The organism is Candidatus Dormiibacterota bacterium, from assembly GCA_036495095.1.
Classification (GTDB): Bacteria; Chloroflexota; Dormibacteria; order Aeolococcales; family Aeolococcaceae; genus CF-96.
This window is the reverse complement of record DASXNK010000196.1, coordinates 66569-81680: the sequence shown is the minus strand read 5'-3', so window position 1 is coordinate 81680 and position 15112 is coordinate 66569. Positions and strand designations below refer to the sequence as shown.

16 protein-coding genes are annotated in these 15112 nt (G+C 74.3%); 8 read left to right on the top strand and 8 right to left on the bottom strand.

Translation table 11 applies throughout. The features are described from left to right. Nucleotides 1–76: 76 nt before the first annotated feature. Nucleotides 77–511: a DinB family protein gene (locus tag VGL20_20080; GenBank protein HEY2705988.1), complete on the bottom strand. Its 435-nt coding sequence runs from the start codon at nt 509–511 to the stop codon at nt 77–79. Nucleotides 512–648: 137 nt separating this feature from the next. On the opposite strand from VGL20_20080, the gene cdd reads away from it, so the two are divergent. Then, nucleotides 649–1062: a cytidine deaminase gene (gene cdd, locus VGL20_20075; protein HEY2705987.1), complete on the top strand. Its 414-nt coding sequence runs from the start codon at nt 649–651 to the stop codon at nt 1060–1062. A 40-nt stretch (nt 1063–1102) separates the two neighbouring features. Here cdd and VGL20_20070 read toward each other — a convergent pair whose 3' ends face one another. Further along, nucleotides 1103–2311 carry a HoxN/HupN/NixA family nickel/cobalt transporter gene (locus VGL20_20070; GenBank protein HEY2705986.1) on the bottom strand — a complete coding sequence of 403 codons (1209 nt, stop codon included), beginning with the start codon at nt 2309–2311 and terminating at the stop codon, nt 1103–1105. 92 nt (nt 2312–2403) lie between these two features. Continuing rightward, nucleotides 2404–4110, bottom strand: coding sequence for an NRAMP family divalent metal transporter (locus VGL20_20065; protein ID HEY2705985.1), 1707 nt, complete (start codon nt 4108–4110; stop codon nt 2404–2406). A 43-nt stretch (nt 4111–4153) separates the two neighbouring features. On the opposite strand from VGL20_20065, the gene VGL20_20060 reads away from it, so the two are divergent. Beyond that, nucleotides 4154–4573 carry a metalloregulator ArsR/SmtB family transcription factor gene (locus VGL20_20060; GenBank protein HEY2705984.1) on the top strand — a complete coding sequence of 140 codons (420 nt, stop codon included), beginning with the start codon at nt 4154–4156 and terminating at the stop codon, nt 4571–4573. 35 nt (nt 4574–4608) lie between these two features. Here the strand turns inward: VGL20_20060 and VGL20_20055 are convergent, their stop codons facing one another. Next, nucleotides 4609–6441: a hypothetical protein gene (locus tag VGL20_20055; GenBank protein ID HEY2705983.1), complete on the bottom strand. Its 1833-nt coding sequence runs from the start codon at nt 6439–6441 to the stop codon at nt 4609–4611. Nucleotides 6442–6513: 72 nt separating this feature from the next. Next, complete coding sequence (locus VGL20_20050; protein HEY2705982.1) at nt 6514–6717, bottom strand: hypothetical protein; 204 nt, start codon at nt 6715–6717, stop codon at nt 6514–6516. Nucleotides 6718–6796: 79 nt separating this feature from the next. Between VGL20_20050 and VGL20_20045 the strand changes: the two genes are divergently transcribed. After that, a complete protein-coding gene (locus tag VGL20_20045; GenBank protein ID HEY2705981.1) occupies nt 6797–8293 on the top strand; it encodes a PLP-dependent aminotransferase family protein in 1497 nt (498 codons plus the stop codon). A gap of 106 nt (nt 8294–8399) precedes the next feature. Then, on the top strand, nt 8400–8939 hold the full coding sequence (locus VGL20_20040) for an AmiS/UreI family transporter (protein ID HEY2705980.1): 540 nt from the start codon (nt 8400–8402) through the stop codon (nt 8937–8939). A 12-nt stretch (nt 8940–8951) separates the two neighbouring features. On the opposite strand, the gene VGL20_20035 is transcribed toward VGL20_20040, so the two are convergent. Further along, nucleotides 8952–9437 carry a helix-turn-helix domain-containing protein gene (locus VGL20_20035; GenBank protein HEY2705979.1) on the bottom strand — a complete coding sequence of 162 codons (486 nt, stop codon included), beginning with the start codon at nt 9435–9437 and terminating at the stop codon, nt 8952–8954. Between the two features lie 53 nt (nt 9438–9490). Here VGL20_20035 and VGL20_20030 point away from each other — a divergent pair, with 53 nt between their 5' ends. Next, nucleotides 9491–11830, top strand: a complete 2340-nt coding sequence (locus VGL20_20030) for a molybdopterin-dependent oxidoreductase (GenBank protein ID HEY2705978.1) — start codon at nt 9491–9493, stop codon at nt 11828–11830. 34 nt (nt 11831–11864) lie between these two features. Here VGL20_20030 and VGL20_20025 read toward each other — a convergent pair whose 3' ends face one another. Then, nucleotides 11865–12470: a hypothetical protein gene (locus VGL20_20025; GenBank protein ID HEY2705977.1), complete on the bottom strand. Its 606-nt coding sequence runs from the start codon at nt 12468–12470 to the stop codon at nt 11865–11867. Between the two features lie 98 nt (nt 12471–12568). Between VGL20_20025 and VGL20_20020 the strand changes: the two genes are divergently transcribed. Genes VGL20_20020 through VGL20_20010 form a run of 3 tightly spaced genes read left to right on the top strand, consistent with a single transcriptional unit; the run spans nt 12569 to nt 14417 of the window. Beyond that, a complete protein-coding gene (locus VGL20_20020; protein HEY2705976.1) occupies nt 12569–13240 on the top strand; it encodes a helix-turn-helix domain-containing protein in 672 nt (223 codons plus the stop codon). After that, nucleotides 13237–13902 carry a class I SAM-dependent methyltransferase gene (locus VGL20_20015; GenBank protein HEY2705975.1) on the top strand — a complete coding sequence of 222 codons (666 nt, stop codon included), beginning with the start codon at nt 13237–13239 and terminating at the stop codon, nt 13900–13902. Before VGL20_20020 ends, VGL20_20015 begins: the two co-directional genes overlap by 4 nt. Next, on the top strand, nt 13902–14417 hold the full coding sequence (locus tag VGL20_20010) for a hypothetical protein (protein ID HEY2705974.1): 516 nt from the start codon (nt 13902–13904) through the stop codon (nt 14415–14417). The genes VGL20_20015 and VGL20_20010 overlap by 1 nt, the downstream gene beginning before the upstream one ends. On the opposite strand, the gene VGL20_20005 is transcribed toward VGL20_20010, so the two are convergent. Continuing rightward, nucleotides 14404–15075: a hypothetical protein gene (locus tag VGL20_20005; protein HEY2705973.1), complete on the bottom strand. Its 672-nt coding sequence runs from the start codon at nt 15073–15075 to the stop codon at nt 14404–14406. The genes VGL20_20010 and VGL20_20005 overlap by 14 nt on opposite strands. Nucleotides 15076–15112: the final 37 nt, after the last annotated feature.

Genomic DNA, 15112 nt, shown 5'->3' with positions numbered 1-15112 from the left:
CCCGCCCATCGGCCCGTCGGCGATCGAGTTGGGCCTCATGGTGACCGGCCCCGGCCACGATGTCCAGCCCCCGAGGCTATGCCGCGGTCCTGCCCTCGAGCCTGGCGATATGCCCCATGTAGTGCTCGACGATGCCCCGGGCCCACTCGCCGGCGGCCGCCCCCGGCGCCAGAGCCGCCGGCGGCGCCGCCATCAGGGTGGCGAGGAAGGTGGTGCGAGCGGCGGAGTAGCGCTGCACCAGCTGCGCGTCGCTCTCCACCGAGACCTGCCTCCGGGCCCGGCCGTTGAAGGCGTCGCGCTCCTCGTCGTGCCAGGGGAAGCCGGCGATGTCCTCGAGGATGCCGCGCGCCGCCGCCTCGGTCCAGGAGGCGAGGTGCCCGATCACCTCCCGCACGCTCCAGCCGCCGGAGCGGCGGTCCAGCGGGATGGCGGTCAGCAGGCGCTCGAACGCAGCAAAAGCGTCCTCGGCCGAACCGAGGAGCCGGGCCTTGACGTCGCCCTCTTTCTCCACGTTCTCTACAGGGGTTCCCACAGCGGGAACCGTGTGCCCCTCGCCACCGACCCCAACGCACGGGTGGTGGCTGGGAATTGTAGCCTCACGCCGCCGGAGCGGCATTTCCGGATCTGATGAACTGAGGGGGACGCGAATTGGACAGCCTGCCCAGCGGCGTGGACCCTGGTGACCAGGCCCTCTACGAGGTCGCCCGGGAGGCCGCGGCGAGCGCCCACGCGCCCTACTCGCGCTTCCGGGTCGGGGCGGCGGTGCGCACCCTCGCCGGCGGGGTCTTCCAGGGCTGCAACGTGGAGAACGCCAGCTACGGGCTCAGCGTCTGCGCCGAGCGGAGCGCGGTCTTCGCCGCCGTCGCCACCGAGGGCCCGGGGATGCGCCTCGACGCCGTCGCCGTCTTCGCCGACGCCCGCACCGTCCCCCCCTGCGGCGCCTGCCGCCAGGTCATCGCCGAGTTCGGCCCCGACGCCCGCGTCATCTTCCGCTCCGAGGGCCGACCGGTCGCGACCAGCGCCTCCGCCCTCCTCCCCCACCGCTTCGAGCTGGACCCGTAGAGCGAGTTCGCACCGCCATCGGCACGGTGCGGGGGTCCTCTCAGGGCCGGCCCACGCGGACCTCGCCACCGTCACCGCCGGGCTCGACGACCTCGTCCAGCCGCTGGCGATCACCCTGGGCAACCCCGACCAGCTGCGCCTCGTGCGCGGCGGTCGCGCCGGAGAGCAGCGATCGTGACCAGCGCTCCTCGACATGGCCGAGCTTCCAGACGGCGAGCGCAAGCCCCCAGGTCACCACGAACATCGCCACGATGACGAAGCCGATGGTGTTGAGGTCGACGCCGGTCACCCGGTCCCAGAGGCCGCCGCTCCAGCCCAGGCGGCCGGCGAGGAGGCCGACGATCTCGATGGTGCCCACCAGCAGTGCCACGCCGACCGAGAGGCCGGTGATGGTGATGTTGTAGTAGACCTTGCGCACCGGGTTGGAGAACGCCCACCCGTACGCCTTGCACATGAAGGCGCCGTCGGCGGTGTCGAGCAGCGACATCCCCGCGGCGAAGATCACCGGCAGGCAGAGGATGGCGTAGAAGGGCAGCCCGGTGCCGGCCGCTCCCGCGGCCAGCGCCAGCAGCCCGACCTCGGTCGCGGTGTCGAAGCCGAGGCCGAAGAGCACCCCCAGGGGATAGAGCTGCCAGCTGGAGTGGATGCTCCGGGCCAGCGGCCCGAAGAAGCGGAAGAGCAGGCCGCGGTCGTTGAGCTTCCGCTCCAGGGCGTCGTCGTCGTAGCGGCCGCTGCGCATCTCGCGGAACACCCGGATGATGCCGAGCAGCACCACCAGGTTGACGATGCCGATCAGGTAGAGGAAGGTTCCTGACACCAGGGTCCCGATCAGCCCGCCGGTGCTGTGCAGCGCCGAGCCGCCCGAGGTCACGGCACCGGCGATCCGCCGGGCGGCGACGGCCAGGCCCACCGCGAGCCCGAACACCACGGTGGAGTGGCCGAGCGAGAAGAAGAAGCCCACCCCCATCGGCCGCTGGCCGTCGGCCATCAGCTTGCGGGTGGTGTTGTCGATGGCGGAGATGTGGTCGGCGTCGAAGGCGTGGCGCATCCCGAAGGTGTACGCGAGCGTGGCCGTGCCCAGGCCCAGCGCCTGGTAGTGGGCGGGCAGCACCACCAGCAGGAAGGTGCCCCAGCCGACCACGTGGAGCAGCGCCACGACGGCGTAGAAGCCCCCCAGCCGCCGCCATTCGGGCCGGCTCATCCGCTCCGGACCGGTCCGCTCCGCCCGCCTCTCCGCGACCACCGCCATCCGCGGCACCCTACCACAGATGCAAGAGCATCGCAATAGCGTCGGAGTTGGACCGGCTACACGAGCGCACCGTCACCCCTCGGACAGGCCCCTCAGCGCCCCAGCAGCGCCACCACACCCCGGAGCCCGACCACGCACACCGCCACGATCAGGTAGGCGCGGAGCGCCACCATCCCGAGCATGCGGCCGCGGGAGAGGTGCGGGCGGGCCAGCTCCTCGAGCGGCGGGGTGCGCCAGCGGCGGCGGCGCTGCGCCAGCCTGCTCACCGGCCGGGAGCGCGGGGGGAGCACCACCAGGTCGCCGGGGCCGACCACGCGGATCCCCGGCCGGGCGGTGTCGAGGAACTCGGCCCGGGCCCAGGCGCGCCGGCCCCACCCGGTCAGCACCCCGGCGACGAGCAGGCCGGCCGCGGCCAGGCTGCCGAGCACGACGCCCAGCGGCAGCAGCGGGATGTCGGGGTCCACCGAGGTGACCACGAGGAGCATGGAGAGCAGGAGAAGGGCGGCCACCACCGTGGACGCCACCCAGTTCAGCCAGGGCGGGTTGACCCATGGACCCAGGACCTGGGTGTCGTTGCTGAGCAGCAGCAGGAAGATGGTGGCGCTCGGCAGCAGCAGGCCGGCGAGGGCCTGGACCAGCACCGTGAGCATCCCCGGCGCCACCCCGGGGAGGAGCGCCACCCCCGCCGCGGCCACGATCATCGCCGCGATGAGGCCGTAGAAGACGGGGGCACGGCGCGGGGCGCGGTGGAGCGAGTGGCGGGCACCGGTCACCTCGGAGCAGGCGTAGGAGGCGGCGAGGGTCACCGCCATGCCGCCGAGCAGCGAGCCGTCGAGGAGCACCACCGCGAAGAGCGTCCGGGCGGCGCCGCCCAGGCGGGCGCCGATCCCCTGCATCACTCCCGCGGTGTCGGTGAAGTGGCCGGCCAGAGGGGTGCCGCGGAAGGCGGCGGCCGTGACCGTCATCACCACCGCCGCTCCGGCGACCATCAGCACCGCCCCCACCACCGTCTCGAACCGCTCGTAGCCCAGCCAGCGCGGGGTGATCCGCTTGTCGACCACGCTCGACTGCTGGAAGAAGAGCTGCCAGGGAGCGATGGTGGTGCCGGCGAGCGCAACCAGCAGGACCGCCGCGTCGCTGTCGGGACCGCCGATGCCGGGGAGCAGGAGGTCGCTCGGGCGGGCATCCCCGCCACCGCCCAGGATGCCGAGCGGGACGATGACGAGGTCGACGGCGATGAGCACGTACATCATCCGCTCCCAGCGGCGGAAGCTGCCGGTCAGGGTGGCGGCGAGCAGGGCGGCGGCGGACAGCGCCACCGCCGGTCGGGCGGGCACGCCGAGCGCGCCGGCCGCGATCCGGACGCCGATGAACTCGGTGATCAGGGTGAGCCCGCTGAGGAGCACCAGGTCGCCGAGGGCGAGCCCGGTCCAGAAGCGGCCGAAGCGGGCGAGGATGAGGCGGGCGTGGCCGACGCCGCTCACCGCCCCCACGCGGGCGGCCATCTCCTGGTTGACGATGGCGACGGGGAGCAGCAGCAGCAGCATCCAGAGCAGCCGGGTGCCGTGGTCCTGCCCGGCCTCGGCGTAGATCGCGACGCCGCCGGCGTCGTTGTCGGCGACCATGGCGAGCAGGCCCGGGCCCGCCACCACCGCCAGCGCGGCGAGCCGCCCCCGCCGGGAGCGGCGCGGCGCCAGCTCGCGGACGGGCAGCCGGCCCCAGGCGCCCTGGATGTCGCCCAGGTGGGCGGGGTCGACCACGGCCGAGCCGGCGGCGTCGACGGCGGCGAAGCCGCGCACCCAGGTCCTCCAGTCACCCGGTGAGACGGGTACGATGACGATGGTGCCCAATTCTGCGGGACGCAGTCCCCGAACCTCCAACTCCGGCGATATCCGGTCGATCCACGTCGAGGACGTGGCCCGGGCGCGCGCGCTGATCGCCCGCACCGACCACGACGGTCTCGCCGAGCTCTTCGGGGCCCTCGGCGACCCCACCCGCCTGGCCATCGTCCAGATCCTGCTCGCCCAGGAGATGTGCACGTGCGACCTCGCCGCCACCCTGCGGCTCTCGGAGCCGGCGGTGTCGCAGCACCTTCGCATCCTGCGCAACCTGGACATGGTGAGCTGGCGGCGCGCCGGCAGGATGGTCTACTACGCGGTCGACGACCGCACCGTGCGCAAGCTCGTCGACCTGGCGTCGCGGCGGCAGCCGCGCGAGCCCCGGCCCCGCTTCGGCGAGATCAGCGACGCGGCCGCTCGCTGACGGGACGATCCCAGGGGCGCCTGACCGGTCGCGGGTCAGGGGACGACCTGGAACACCCCCCGCATCGCCGGATGGACCCGGCAGAAGAACTGGAACGTGCCCGTGCGCGTCGGGGTGAACGCGTACCAGGTGGCCTGCTGCAGGGTCTGATCGGGGAAGCCGACCCCCGGGATCTGCGCCCGCGCCGACGAGAAGGACATCCCGAAGCCGAGCTCGGTGGAGTCGAAGTCCATCTGGTCGTCACGGGTGCCCCGGCCACCGTCGGCGAGGGGATAGGCGATGCCCGTCCTGCCGGTGCACCCCACTCCCACCGCCTCGGTGCAGAGGGTGAAGGTGTGCCAGATGTCCACCGCGGAGTCGCTGTTCCAGAAGCGCGCCGGCTGCCCCAGCCGGAGCCGCGGGATGCCGGCGACGCCGACCGCGAGGATGTCGGCGGCGCCGTAGTTGAAGCCGGCGGCCACGAGGTCGCTGACCAGCGGCCCGGCCTTGCCAGGGATGGGCCCGCAGCCGCCGGGCGGGCAGCCGCCGAAGTTCGAGGCCTCGGCGAGGTGGGGGTGGGTCACCTCGCCGCGCAGGCAGAGGCGCCGGCCGGCACCGGTGAGCCGGGGAGCGCAGCTCGGCGGCGCCGATCCCGCCGGGACGAGGGCGGTCACCGGCACCCCGGGGTCGAGGGTCACCGGGTCGCGGAAGACGTCCACACCGGGCTCGCCGTGAGGGTCGTCCGGAGCCACCCAGGCGACCACGATGCCCATGTTCTCGTACCACGACGCGGCCTCGGTGTCGTAGGTGGCGTTGAGCCGCAGCAGGTCGCCCGGGCGGATCCGCACCTTCCAGCCCAGCGCCGCGTTGGTGACGGCCATGGCGAAATCCCAGGACGTGCGGGGGCCGCCCGCCCGGTCCGGCCGGGTGTGGCTCCAGGGCACCGCGTCGGAGACGTAGATGGGACGCTCCACCCCGCCGCGGACCAGGCTCACCTCGTCGCGGACCCCACCGGGGTGGAGGTGGCCGCCCATGGCGACCAGGGTGCCGGCGATGTCCGCGGTCACCTCGTGGTCGGCGCCGGCCAGGGCCACCGGCGCGCCCTGCTGGGGGGTGGCGTAGCCGAACGAGTCGAAGCGGGCGCAGTTCTCGCGAGGCCAGGTGCAGACCCGGCGGCCCAGCTCCGGGTCGACGTGGCCGAAGCCGCGCTGCACGTTGAAGACAGGATAGGCGAAGCGGTCGGGTGCGCCCGGGGCGACGGGCCGGTGCTGGACGTCGAGCCAGATCGGCCGCACCGGCACGATCCCGAGCGCGGCCGCGTCGGCGTCGGCGACGTAGTCGACGTCGTAGGTGAGGAACACCACCCGCGGCTCCGGGGTCTGGTTGTGGATCATGTGGAGCAGCAGCCAGACGTCGGTGGCGCCGACGTGCATCCCGTACCCGGCGGGGAGGTCGATGATCGTCTTCTCCTCGCCGGCGGCGAAGAAGGGAGAGTGGTAGGCGGAGGGCTGCAGCCAGGCGGCGTGGTGGAGGTGCACCTGGGCGATGTCCGGGACGCTGCCGTCGGCGTTCACCAGCCCGGGCTTGAAGCGGACCACGTAGCCGGGGTAGGCGGGCTTCTCGACGGTCACCGGCTGCAGCGTGGCGTCCATCTGCCCCGCCTTGATCTGCAGCGGGCCGACCGAGAAGTGGAGCCGCCGGCAGCGGTCGCCGTAGGGCTCGAGCCGCTGCCAGAGCTGCGCCTGGTAGGGGTTGTCGGGGGTGCAGGCGTCGCCACCCAGCGGCGCCAGTGCGCCAGGCTCGGGGAGGGGCGGCCCGGCCTGCACGCCGGCCGCCTGGAGGAGGAGGGCGAGGACACCCAGCCCTGCCGCCCAGAGTCGCCGTCGCATCACCCCTCCCACCCTTCCGCCACCTCCAGGGACACGAGGTGGGCCGGCACCGAGCCTAGCCCGCGGCCGCGCTCAGTTCAAGGGGGTGGCGAGGTCACCCTCCGGCGCCGGCAGGGGCAGGCGGAGGATGCGGGCCCGCGGCGCGACCGGTCGCTCCGGGGCGCGGCCCGGCCACCACGGCCTCCGGTCCTCCGGCGCGGGACGCGAGTCGGCGCCCGCGAAGGGCGCCACCAGGCAGACGGCGAGCAGCACCACGAGCAGGACGACGGCGCCCATCACGGCCCTCCACGGTGGCGCCGCACGGGATCCCGGTGACCCCTCCAGGTGGCGGCTCAGTGGCACAATAGAGCCAATCATGAGAGCCAATCAACCGCCCATTGGACCGGTCCTGCCCCCGGAGCTGCGCAGCGTGCTCGCCGGCTGGCGGAACCGGGAGGGCGCGCTGCGCGACCGCCTCGCAGCCACCCTCCGCCTCGGCATCGAGGCCGGCGAGCTGGTGCCCGGGCTTCGGCTTCCCCCGGAGCGGTCGCTCGCCGCCCAGCTCGGCGTCGGTCGCGGCACCGTGGTCGCGGCCCTCGCCACCCTGGGCGACCTGGGGCTGGTCGAGCGACGCCAGGGCAGCGGCACCGTGGTGCGCTCCGAGACCACCTCCCTCACCTCGGGACGGGCCGCGGAGCTGGCCACCGCGCTGCAGCGCAACCTGCTCTTCCGCGGGCTCAATGCCGCGGGCGACCTCGGGGTCGACCTCATCGGCACCTGCGCCCCGGCGGGGCCGGCGGTACGCGAGGCGCTGCGCGCCGCCACCGCGGCGATCGACCTCGACGGGCTGGGTGCGCACCACGGCGTCCAGCCGCTCGGCCATCCGCCGCTGCGGCGCGCCGTCGCCGCCCACCTCACCTCCCTGGGGCTCCCCACCACGGCCGAGGAGGTGCTGATCACCGGCGGCGCCCAGCAGGCGATCAGCGTTCTCGCCACCTGCCTGCTCGAGCCGGGAGCCGTGGTGGTCGTCGAGGACCCGACGTTCCCCGGCGCCATCGACGCCTTCCGCACCGCCGGGGCGCGCATCCTCACCGTGCCCGTCCACGCCTCCGGGGTCGACCTCGACGCCCTGGCGGCGACGATGGCCGACCACCCGGTGCGCGCCGTGTACCTGATGCCGACCTCCCACAATCCCACCGGCGCGACCCTGCCCGAGCCCGGGCGCCGCCGCCTCGCCGCGCTGGCACGCGCCTACGACGTGCCCGTGATCGAGGACGACGCCCTCGCCGAGCTGAGCCTCGGCGGCGACCCCCCGCCCCCGGTGGCGGTCCATGCCGGCGGCGGCCCGGTGCTCACCGTCGGCTCGCTGAGCAAGCTCTTCTGGGGCGGGCTGCGGATCGGATGGATCCGCGGGCCCCGCCCGCTGATCGCCCACCTCGGCCGGGTGAAGGCGGTGGCCGACCTGGGCACGTCGATCATCGGCCAGGCGGTCGCCGTCGGCCTGCTCGACCGGGCGCCCGAGATCCGCGAGCTGCGGCGCCGCGAGCTGGGCGAGGCCCTCGACCTGCTCACCGGCCTGCTCACCCGGCAGCTCCCCGGCTGGACCTGGCGCCGGCCGGAGGGCGGTAGCAGCCTCTGGGTCCGCCTGCCCTTCGGCAGCGCGAGCGAGCTGGCGGCGCTGGCCGGCGGCCACGGGGTGGCGATCGTCCCCGGGCCGGTGATGTCCGCCCGCGGCGCCTTCGACGATCACGTGCGGTTGCCGCTCACCCGCGACGCCGCCACCCTCCGCGACGGCGTCGGCCGCCTCGCCCGGGCGTGGCGCGAGTACGAGCGGTCGGCGTCGAGCTCCGAGCGGCTGCAGGTCGTCGTCTGACCCGGACGGTCGCCCTGGGGTTCGTTCCTCTGTCCGGTGACGTTTACTATCTTATCGGCGTGCGTCTACTATCCGGAACCTCATCAGCCCCCACGAGGGCACCGTCATGGCTGCACCACTTCCCATCACGATCGTCTTCTTCCTGACCGGGATCGCCGTGTGGGCGAACGGTCTGTTCTTCCTCGGAGCGGGGGCCGACTCCAAGGACGGGTCCAACCCGCTGAGGGCGGTCGGGGTGATCACCCTGGTCGCCGGCATCGTCGACTTCATCCAGGCCTTCTACCTGATCCAGGCCCGTCCCGCGCCGCTCGGCGACGCCGCAGTGCTGCTCGCCGGACTGGTGATCTTCTACGCGGCGTTCTTCACCCTCCTCGGCGCCACCGAGATCTTCGGCCTCGACCTGCGGCCCCTGGGCAACGTCTCCGCCGCGGTCGGCCTCGCCCCGCTCCTCTACTGGCACTTCTTCACCGGCAGCTGGATGTTCCAGTCGATCCTGGTCTTCTGGATGGTGACCTTCCTCGCGGTGACCGCGACCACCTACGGCAAGTTCCAGCCGAAGGCGCTCGGGGTCATCCTCGTCGCCACCGCGATCTACACCTTCTGGGTGCCGGCCTGGATCCTCGCCACCGGGCACACGATTCCGTAGGCTCTCGGCGCCTCAGCTGCGCGGGCGGCGCTCCGGGATCACCGTCTCACCACGGTGACCCGGGCCCGCCACGGCGCGCACCGCCCGGGCATGCAGGGCCCCGCCGCACTCGGAGCAGGTCGGCACCGCCTCGGTGACATGGCCGCACTCCCTGTGCAGCAGCTCGAGGGGCGGCCCGCCGGGCGCGGCCCACCGGTCGCCCCACTGGCGCATCGCGGTGAGCACGTGCCAGAGGTCGCGCCCCTTGTCGGTGAGGCGGTAGTCGTTGCGGACGGGCCGCTGCTGGTACGGCACCCGCTCGAGCACGCCCTCGTCGACGAGGTGGGCGAGCCGCTGGTTGAGCACGTTGCGGGAGATGCCGAGGCGGGCCTGGAAGTCGTCGAACCGGCTGACCCCGAGGAACGCGTCGCGCAGGATCAGCATCGACCACCACTCCCCCACCACCTCCAAACACTGGGCGAGCGAGCAGTTCATGTCCTTGAAGCTGGTCCGCTGCATGGGGTCATCATATAGGGTTGCGTAACAGAACTCACTGGACTACAGTGCGTCCTATGAGTGAACCCACCGGTGTCGAGTGGCGGCAGACCGCCTGCATCCTCTGCTACGTCAACTGCGGGGTGGAGCTGGGCGTCGAGGACGGGCGCATCGCGCGGGTGCGGGGCGACCGGGCCCATCCCCGGTCGCGCGGCTACCTGTGCCAGAAGGCGCAGCGGCTCCACTTCTACGGCGAGCACGCCGACCGGCTGCAGACCCCGCTGCGGCGGACCGCCGCGGGCGGGTTCGAGCCGGTGTCATGGGAGCAGGCGGTCGACGACCTCGCCGAGCGGCTGAGCGGGTTGCGCGCGGCCCACGGCGGCGACGCCTTCGCCTTCTACGGCGGCGGCGGTCAGGGCAACCACCTCGGCGGCGCCTACGGCGTGTCGCTGATGCGGGCGATGGGCTCGACGAACTACTACAACGCCCTCGCCCAGGAGAAGACCGGGGACTTCTGGGTCAACGGCCACCTCTTCGGCGCCCAGACCTGCCACACCGGCGAGGACGTCGAGAACACCGACCTCCTGGTCGTGATCGGCTGCAACCCCTGGCTGGCCCACGGCTTTGCCAACGCCCGCCTGGCGCTGAAGGAGATCCGCAACGACCCGGCGCGGCGGATGCTGGTCATCGACCCCCGCCGCACCGAGGCGGCGGACATGGCCGACCTCCACCTCCAGCTCCGTCCCGGCACCGACGCCTTCCTGCTCGGCGCCATCCTGGCGATGATCCTCGGCCGCGGCGGCGAGGACCGCGAGTTCCTCGACGCCCGCACCGAGGGCTTCGAGGCGGTGGCGGCGGTGCTCCGCACCGTCGACGTCGAGGCATGGATCGCCCACGCCGGGGTGCCCATCGATGCCGTCGAGCGCGCCGTCGACCTCATCCTCGCCGCCCCGTCGATGTGCGTCCGGGTGGAGCTGGGGCTGCAGCAGTCCCGCCACTCCACGCTCAACTCCTACCTGGAGAAGCTGCTCTTCCTGCTCACCGGCAACTTCGGCCGCACCGGCACCAACGTCCTCCACGGCGTGCTCCAGCCGCTGTGGGGGAACTCGCGCGGCCAGCGGAGCGCGGTGACCGGCCAGGAGCAGATCGCCGGTCTCTATCCCCCCAACCGCCTGCCCGAGGAGATCCTCACCGACCACCCCCGGCGGGTCCGCGCCCTCTGGGTCGACAGCGCGAACCCGGCCAGCACCGCGGCCGACAGCGCACGCTTCGCGCGGGCGGTGGACGCGCTCGACCTGCTGGTGGTCGTCGACGTCGCCATGACCGAGACCGCGGCCCTCGCCGACTACGTGCTGCCCGCCTCCTCGCAGTACGAGAAGTGGGAGTACACGCTCTTCACCTTCGACTTCCCCGCGAACACCATCCACGTGCGCCCGCCGGTGCTCGAACCGCTGCCGGGCACGCTCGCCGAGCCGGAGATCTACACCCGCCTGCTCCGCACCATGGGGGCGCTCCCCCCGGAGAGCACGCTCGCCGAGCTGCGCGGCCTCGCCGCCACCGACCGTGCGGGGTTCGCCGAGCGGGTGCGCCTGCTGCTCGGCTCCGAGCCGGGCTGGGCCGCGGTGGCGCCGGCGGTGCTCTACGAGACCCTGGGCCGCACCCTGCCCGGGGGCGCCGGAGCGGCGGCGCCGCTGTGGCCGGCGTGCCACACCCTGGCGGCGCGCGAGCCCGAGGCGGTGCGCGCCGCGGGCATCGTCGGTGAGGGCGCGCAGCTCGGCGAGGCGCTCTTCGCCCGGGTGGTCTCGTCGCCCTCGGGGACCGTGTTCTCGGTCCACCGCCACGACGACGTGTGGTCGATGCTGCGCCACCCCGACCGACGGGTGCACCTCGCCGTCGCCCCGCTCCTCGAGTGGCTCGCCGCCCTCGAACCCGCGGCCGAGGGCGACGACCCCGAGCACCCGTTCACCCTGGTCGCCGGGCAGCGACGCATGCACAACGCCAACCAGATCTTCCGCACCCCGGCGTGGCGGAGGAGCGACCCCGACGGCGCGCTGCGCATCCATCCCGCCGACATCGAGCGGCTCGGTGGCGAGGCCGGCGGTTGGATGGAGGTGGCGACGCCGACCGGGCGGCTGCTGGCGCGCATCGAGGCCGATCCCAGCCTGCGTCCGGGCGTGGTCACCCTCCCCCACGGCTACGGGCAGGCGTACCCCGACGGCCGCGGCGGCCGGATCGTCGACGGACCGCGCATCAACGTGCTCACCGCCGGCGACGACCGCGACCCCATCGCCGGCACCCCGCACCACAAGAACGTGCGGGTGCGCCTGCGCCCCGCCGGGCTCGCCGAGGCGTCGGCCGAGGAGGAGCGCTCCCGCCGGGTCCGGGAGCTCGCCGCCGCCGAGCGCGAGGCGGGCTGACCGCCCGGCTCCGGAGCCGGTGGGCCTCCCCCGTTCAGTAGCCGGAGCCGCCGGTGCTCGAGCTGCTCGACGAGGTACCGGTGACCGGGGTGCCCGCGGGGCTCAGCGTCTGCCAGGTGCCGCCGAAGCTCACGATGCCCTGGCCGTGCGCCTGCCCGGGTCCGGAGTCGCCCGAGAACGTGTACAGCGGCCAGCCCGCGTAGGTGATGTACAGCGCGCCGCTCGGCCCCTTGACGGTGCTCAGCATCGACGCCTGGATGCCACTGCCCGCGATCGGGGCGATGGTGCCGGAGGGCAGCTCGGTGTCGGGCCAGACCTTGGTGCAGCCGTTGTCGTCGGTGCAGGTCAGGGTGCCGCTCTTCTCGGAGGTGAGCAGGTAGAGGGTGCGGCCGCTGCCGTTGACCAGCACCGTCCCCACCCCGGGTACGCTGGCGGCCGCGACGGTGATCGCGGGGTTGGCGGCCCCGGCGGCCGCCGGGGCCTGCCCGGACGTCGAGGACGCGGACGAGCCGGCGGCGGAGCCGTAGCCCGACGAGCCGCCGCAGGCGGCGAGGCCGAGGGTGGCCGCGGCGGTGACACCGAGGGCGGTGGTGCGCGCGAGCGCGCCGCGGGTGCCGGCGCGCGGGGTGGATGCGTCCATGGAGAGCTCCTCAGGGGGTGGATGGATCGCCACCTGGGAGTACCGGTCGTGGTTACGGTTGACCCCGCCCGCGCCCCTGGGTACACTCCGATACCACTTTGGTACAGGAAGGTACCGGCTCTCCCTTCCTGGAGCGCCACCGCACCGCCAGGGAGGCCGTCCTTGCCTCGCATCGGGGGCGACTCATCGCCGCGGCCGGCCAGCTGATGGGCACCACGGGCTGCGCCGCGATGACCGTCGGCGACATCGTCGAGCGCGCCCGGGTCTCCCGGCGCACCTTCTACGAGCACTTCGCCGACAAGGAGGACTGCATCCTCGCCGCCGGCCGGCTGGGACAGCGCTTCGTCGCCGGCCGGATCGCCGCCGAGCTCGCCGCCGTCCCCGGGCGGGACTGGCGGACCCGGCTGCGGGTCAGCCTGCAGACCTACTTCGACACCCTCGCCGCCGAGCCTCGGCTGGTGCGCGCCGCGGAGGCGGCGGTGACCACCGTGGGCGGCCGCGCGCTGGAGCTGCGCGCCCAGGCGCTGGAGTGGTCGGTCGCGCAGATGCGCACCCTCAACGCGATCGCGCGCAGCCAGGACCCCGCCATCCCCGAGGCCGACGGCACCGAGCTGACGATGCTGGTCGGCGGTATCGCCGAGCTGGTGCGCGAGGCCGCCCGCCTCGACCGCATCGAGCACCTCCCCGAGCAGGCGCCGGTGGTGATCCGCCTCGCCGAGGCGATCCTCTCCGGGCGGACGCGCCCCGACGCCCCCGGCGGCGCGCCGTGACCGCCGGCTCGCCGCGGGTCCGGCGCTTCTTCGACCGCGCCGCGCACCTGTACGACACCGGGGCGCTGCAGCGGGTGGTGTACCGCGCCGCCCACGACGCGGTCGTCGCCGAGCTGCGGGCCGAGGGGTCGCGCCGGGTGCTCGACGTCGGCTGCGGCACCGGCATCCTCGCCGCGCGGATCGGTGCGGATGCCCGGGGTCCGCGGGTGGTGGGCTGCGACCTGTCGATGGGGATGCTGCGGCGCGCCGCCGCACGCGTCCGCGGCGCCTGGGTGCAGGGCGACGCGCTCCGCCTGCCGCTGCGCGACGGCGCCCTCGACGCGGTGGTGACCACCCAGGCCTTCCACTTCCTGCCCGATCGCCGCGCCGCGCTCGCCGAGTTCCACCGGGTGCTCCGCCCCGGCGGCCTGCTGGTGATCGCCATGATCAACCCGCGCACGCCGGCGATGAGCCGGCTGATGAGCGGGGCGGGCACCCGCCTGCTCGGCGCCGGCTCCTGGCCGACCCGCGGCGAGCTTCGCGCCGAGGTGGCGTCGTCGGGCTTCGAGGTGCGCGCCCAGCGGGGCGCCCGCGACCTCGCCCACACCGTGGTCACCGTCGCCACCGTGCGGCGGCACCAGACAGGACCCGTGCGCCACCGGCGCCAAGGAGGGATGAGCTGATGCGACGGATGCCCGCTGTCACCGCGGCCGCGACCGTGGTGGTCGCCTGCACCGGACTGGGGGTGGCGCTGCCGGGAGCGGCCCACGCCGCGGGCCAGGGCCCTGAGGGCTGCTACGGATTCGGACGGGTGGCGTTCACCCCGGGGGTGACCGCGAGCCCGCAGGACGGCGGCTTCACCCTGGCCCAGAACCTCGGCCCCTGCCGGCTCGCCGACGGCGCCATCCTGTCGGGCACGCTGACCGGCGCGGGCACGGGCTCGCTCAGCTGCGCCGCCGGGCAGGGCACCGCCCACTTCACCGTGCGCTGGGACAACGGCCGGACCTCCGCGGGCATGTTCTCGTTCGGCAGCACCGGCTGGCACCTGCTCGGCAGCGGCACGGTCACCCAGGGCGAGTTCACCGGCGACAGGTTCGGCATCAGCGGCGAGATCGACCCCGCGCACCCGTCGGACTGCGCCTCCGGCGGGGTGACCGAGGCGACCTCCTACGAGGCGATCGGGATCAGCCCCGGCTGACCCACCACCGCCACCGCAGCCGCCGCGCCCCGCCCAGGAGGCCGGCACCCGCGAGGACCAGCAGCGCGGCGCCGCCCCAGCGCACGTCCGCGCCGGTCTTCGGCGGGGTCACCGCGGCCGCCTTCGCGACCGGCGTCGAGGGCATCGGGGCCACCGGCGCCGGTGCCGCCGCCGCCGGCCGGGGGGCGATCTCGGCCGCCCTGACCGGGCAGTCCGCCGATACCCAGAACGGCTTGTGCTGGTGGGGCTGCTGGAGGAAGCGGAACTCGAAGTGGAACCCGCCGGACCTCTCGGTCGCGCCCAGCGCGCGCGCCTTCGACACCAGCTCGGCGCCGCTGAGGGTGCGGAGGAGCTGGTGGCCGCCCTGGCTGCGGTCGAACTGCCAGCCGGCCTCGAGGACGGGGTGGTCCCGGCCGGCGCTGGGCCTCACCAGCACGATCTCGAAGCTGCCGGCGGTGTGCGCGAAGCGCGCCCCGGTCACGGTGATGGGGGCGCAGCTCAGCCGCCTGTCGTCGTCGTGGAAGGGTCCGAGATGGCCCCCGGCGTTGTCCACCCAGACATCGTTGGGGATGACCTCCGCAGCCTGCGCGCGCAGACCGGCGCCGGCGCCGCCGAGCGCGGACACGGCGAGGCCGCCGGCGCCCAGCGCCGCGGCCACCGCCGCCCGCCTCGCGGACCGAACTCCCCACCGCCCT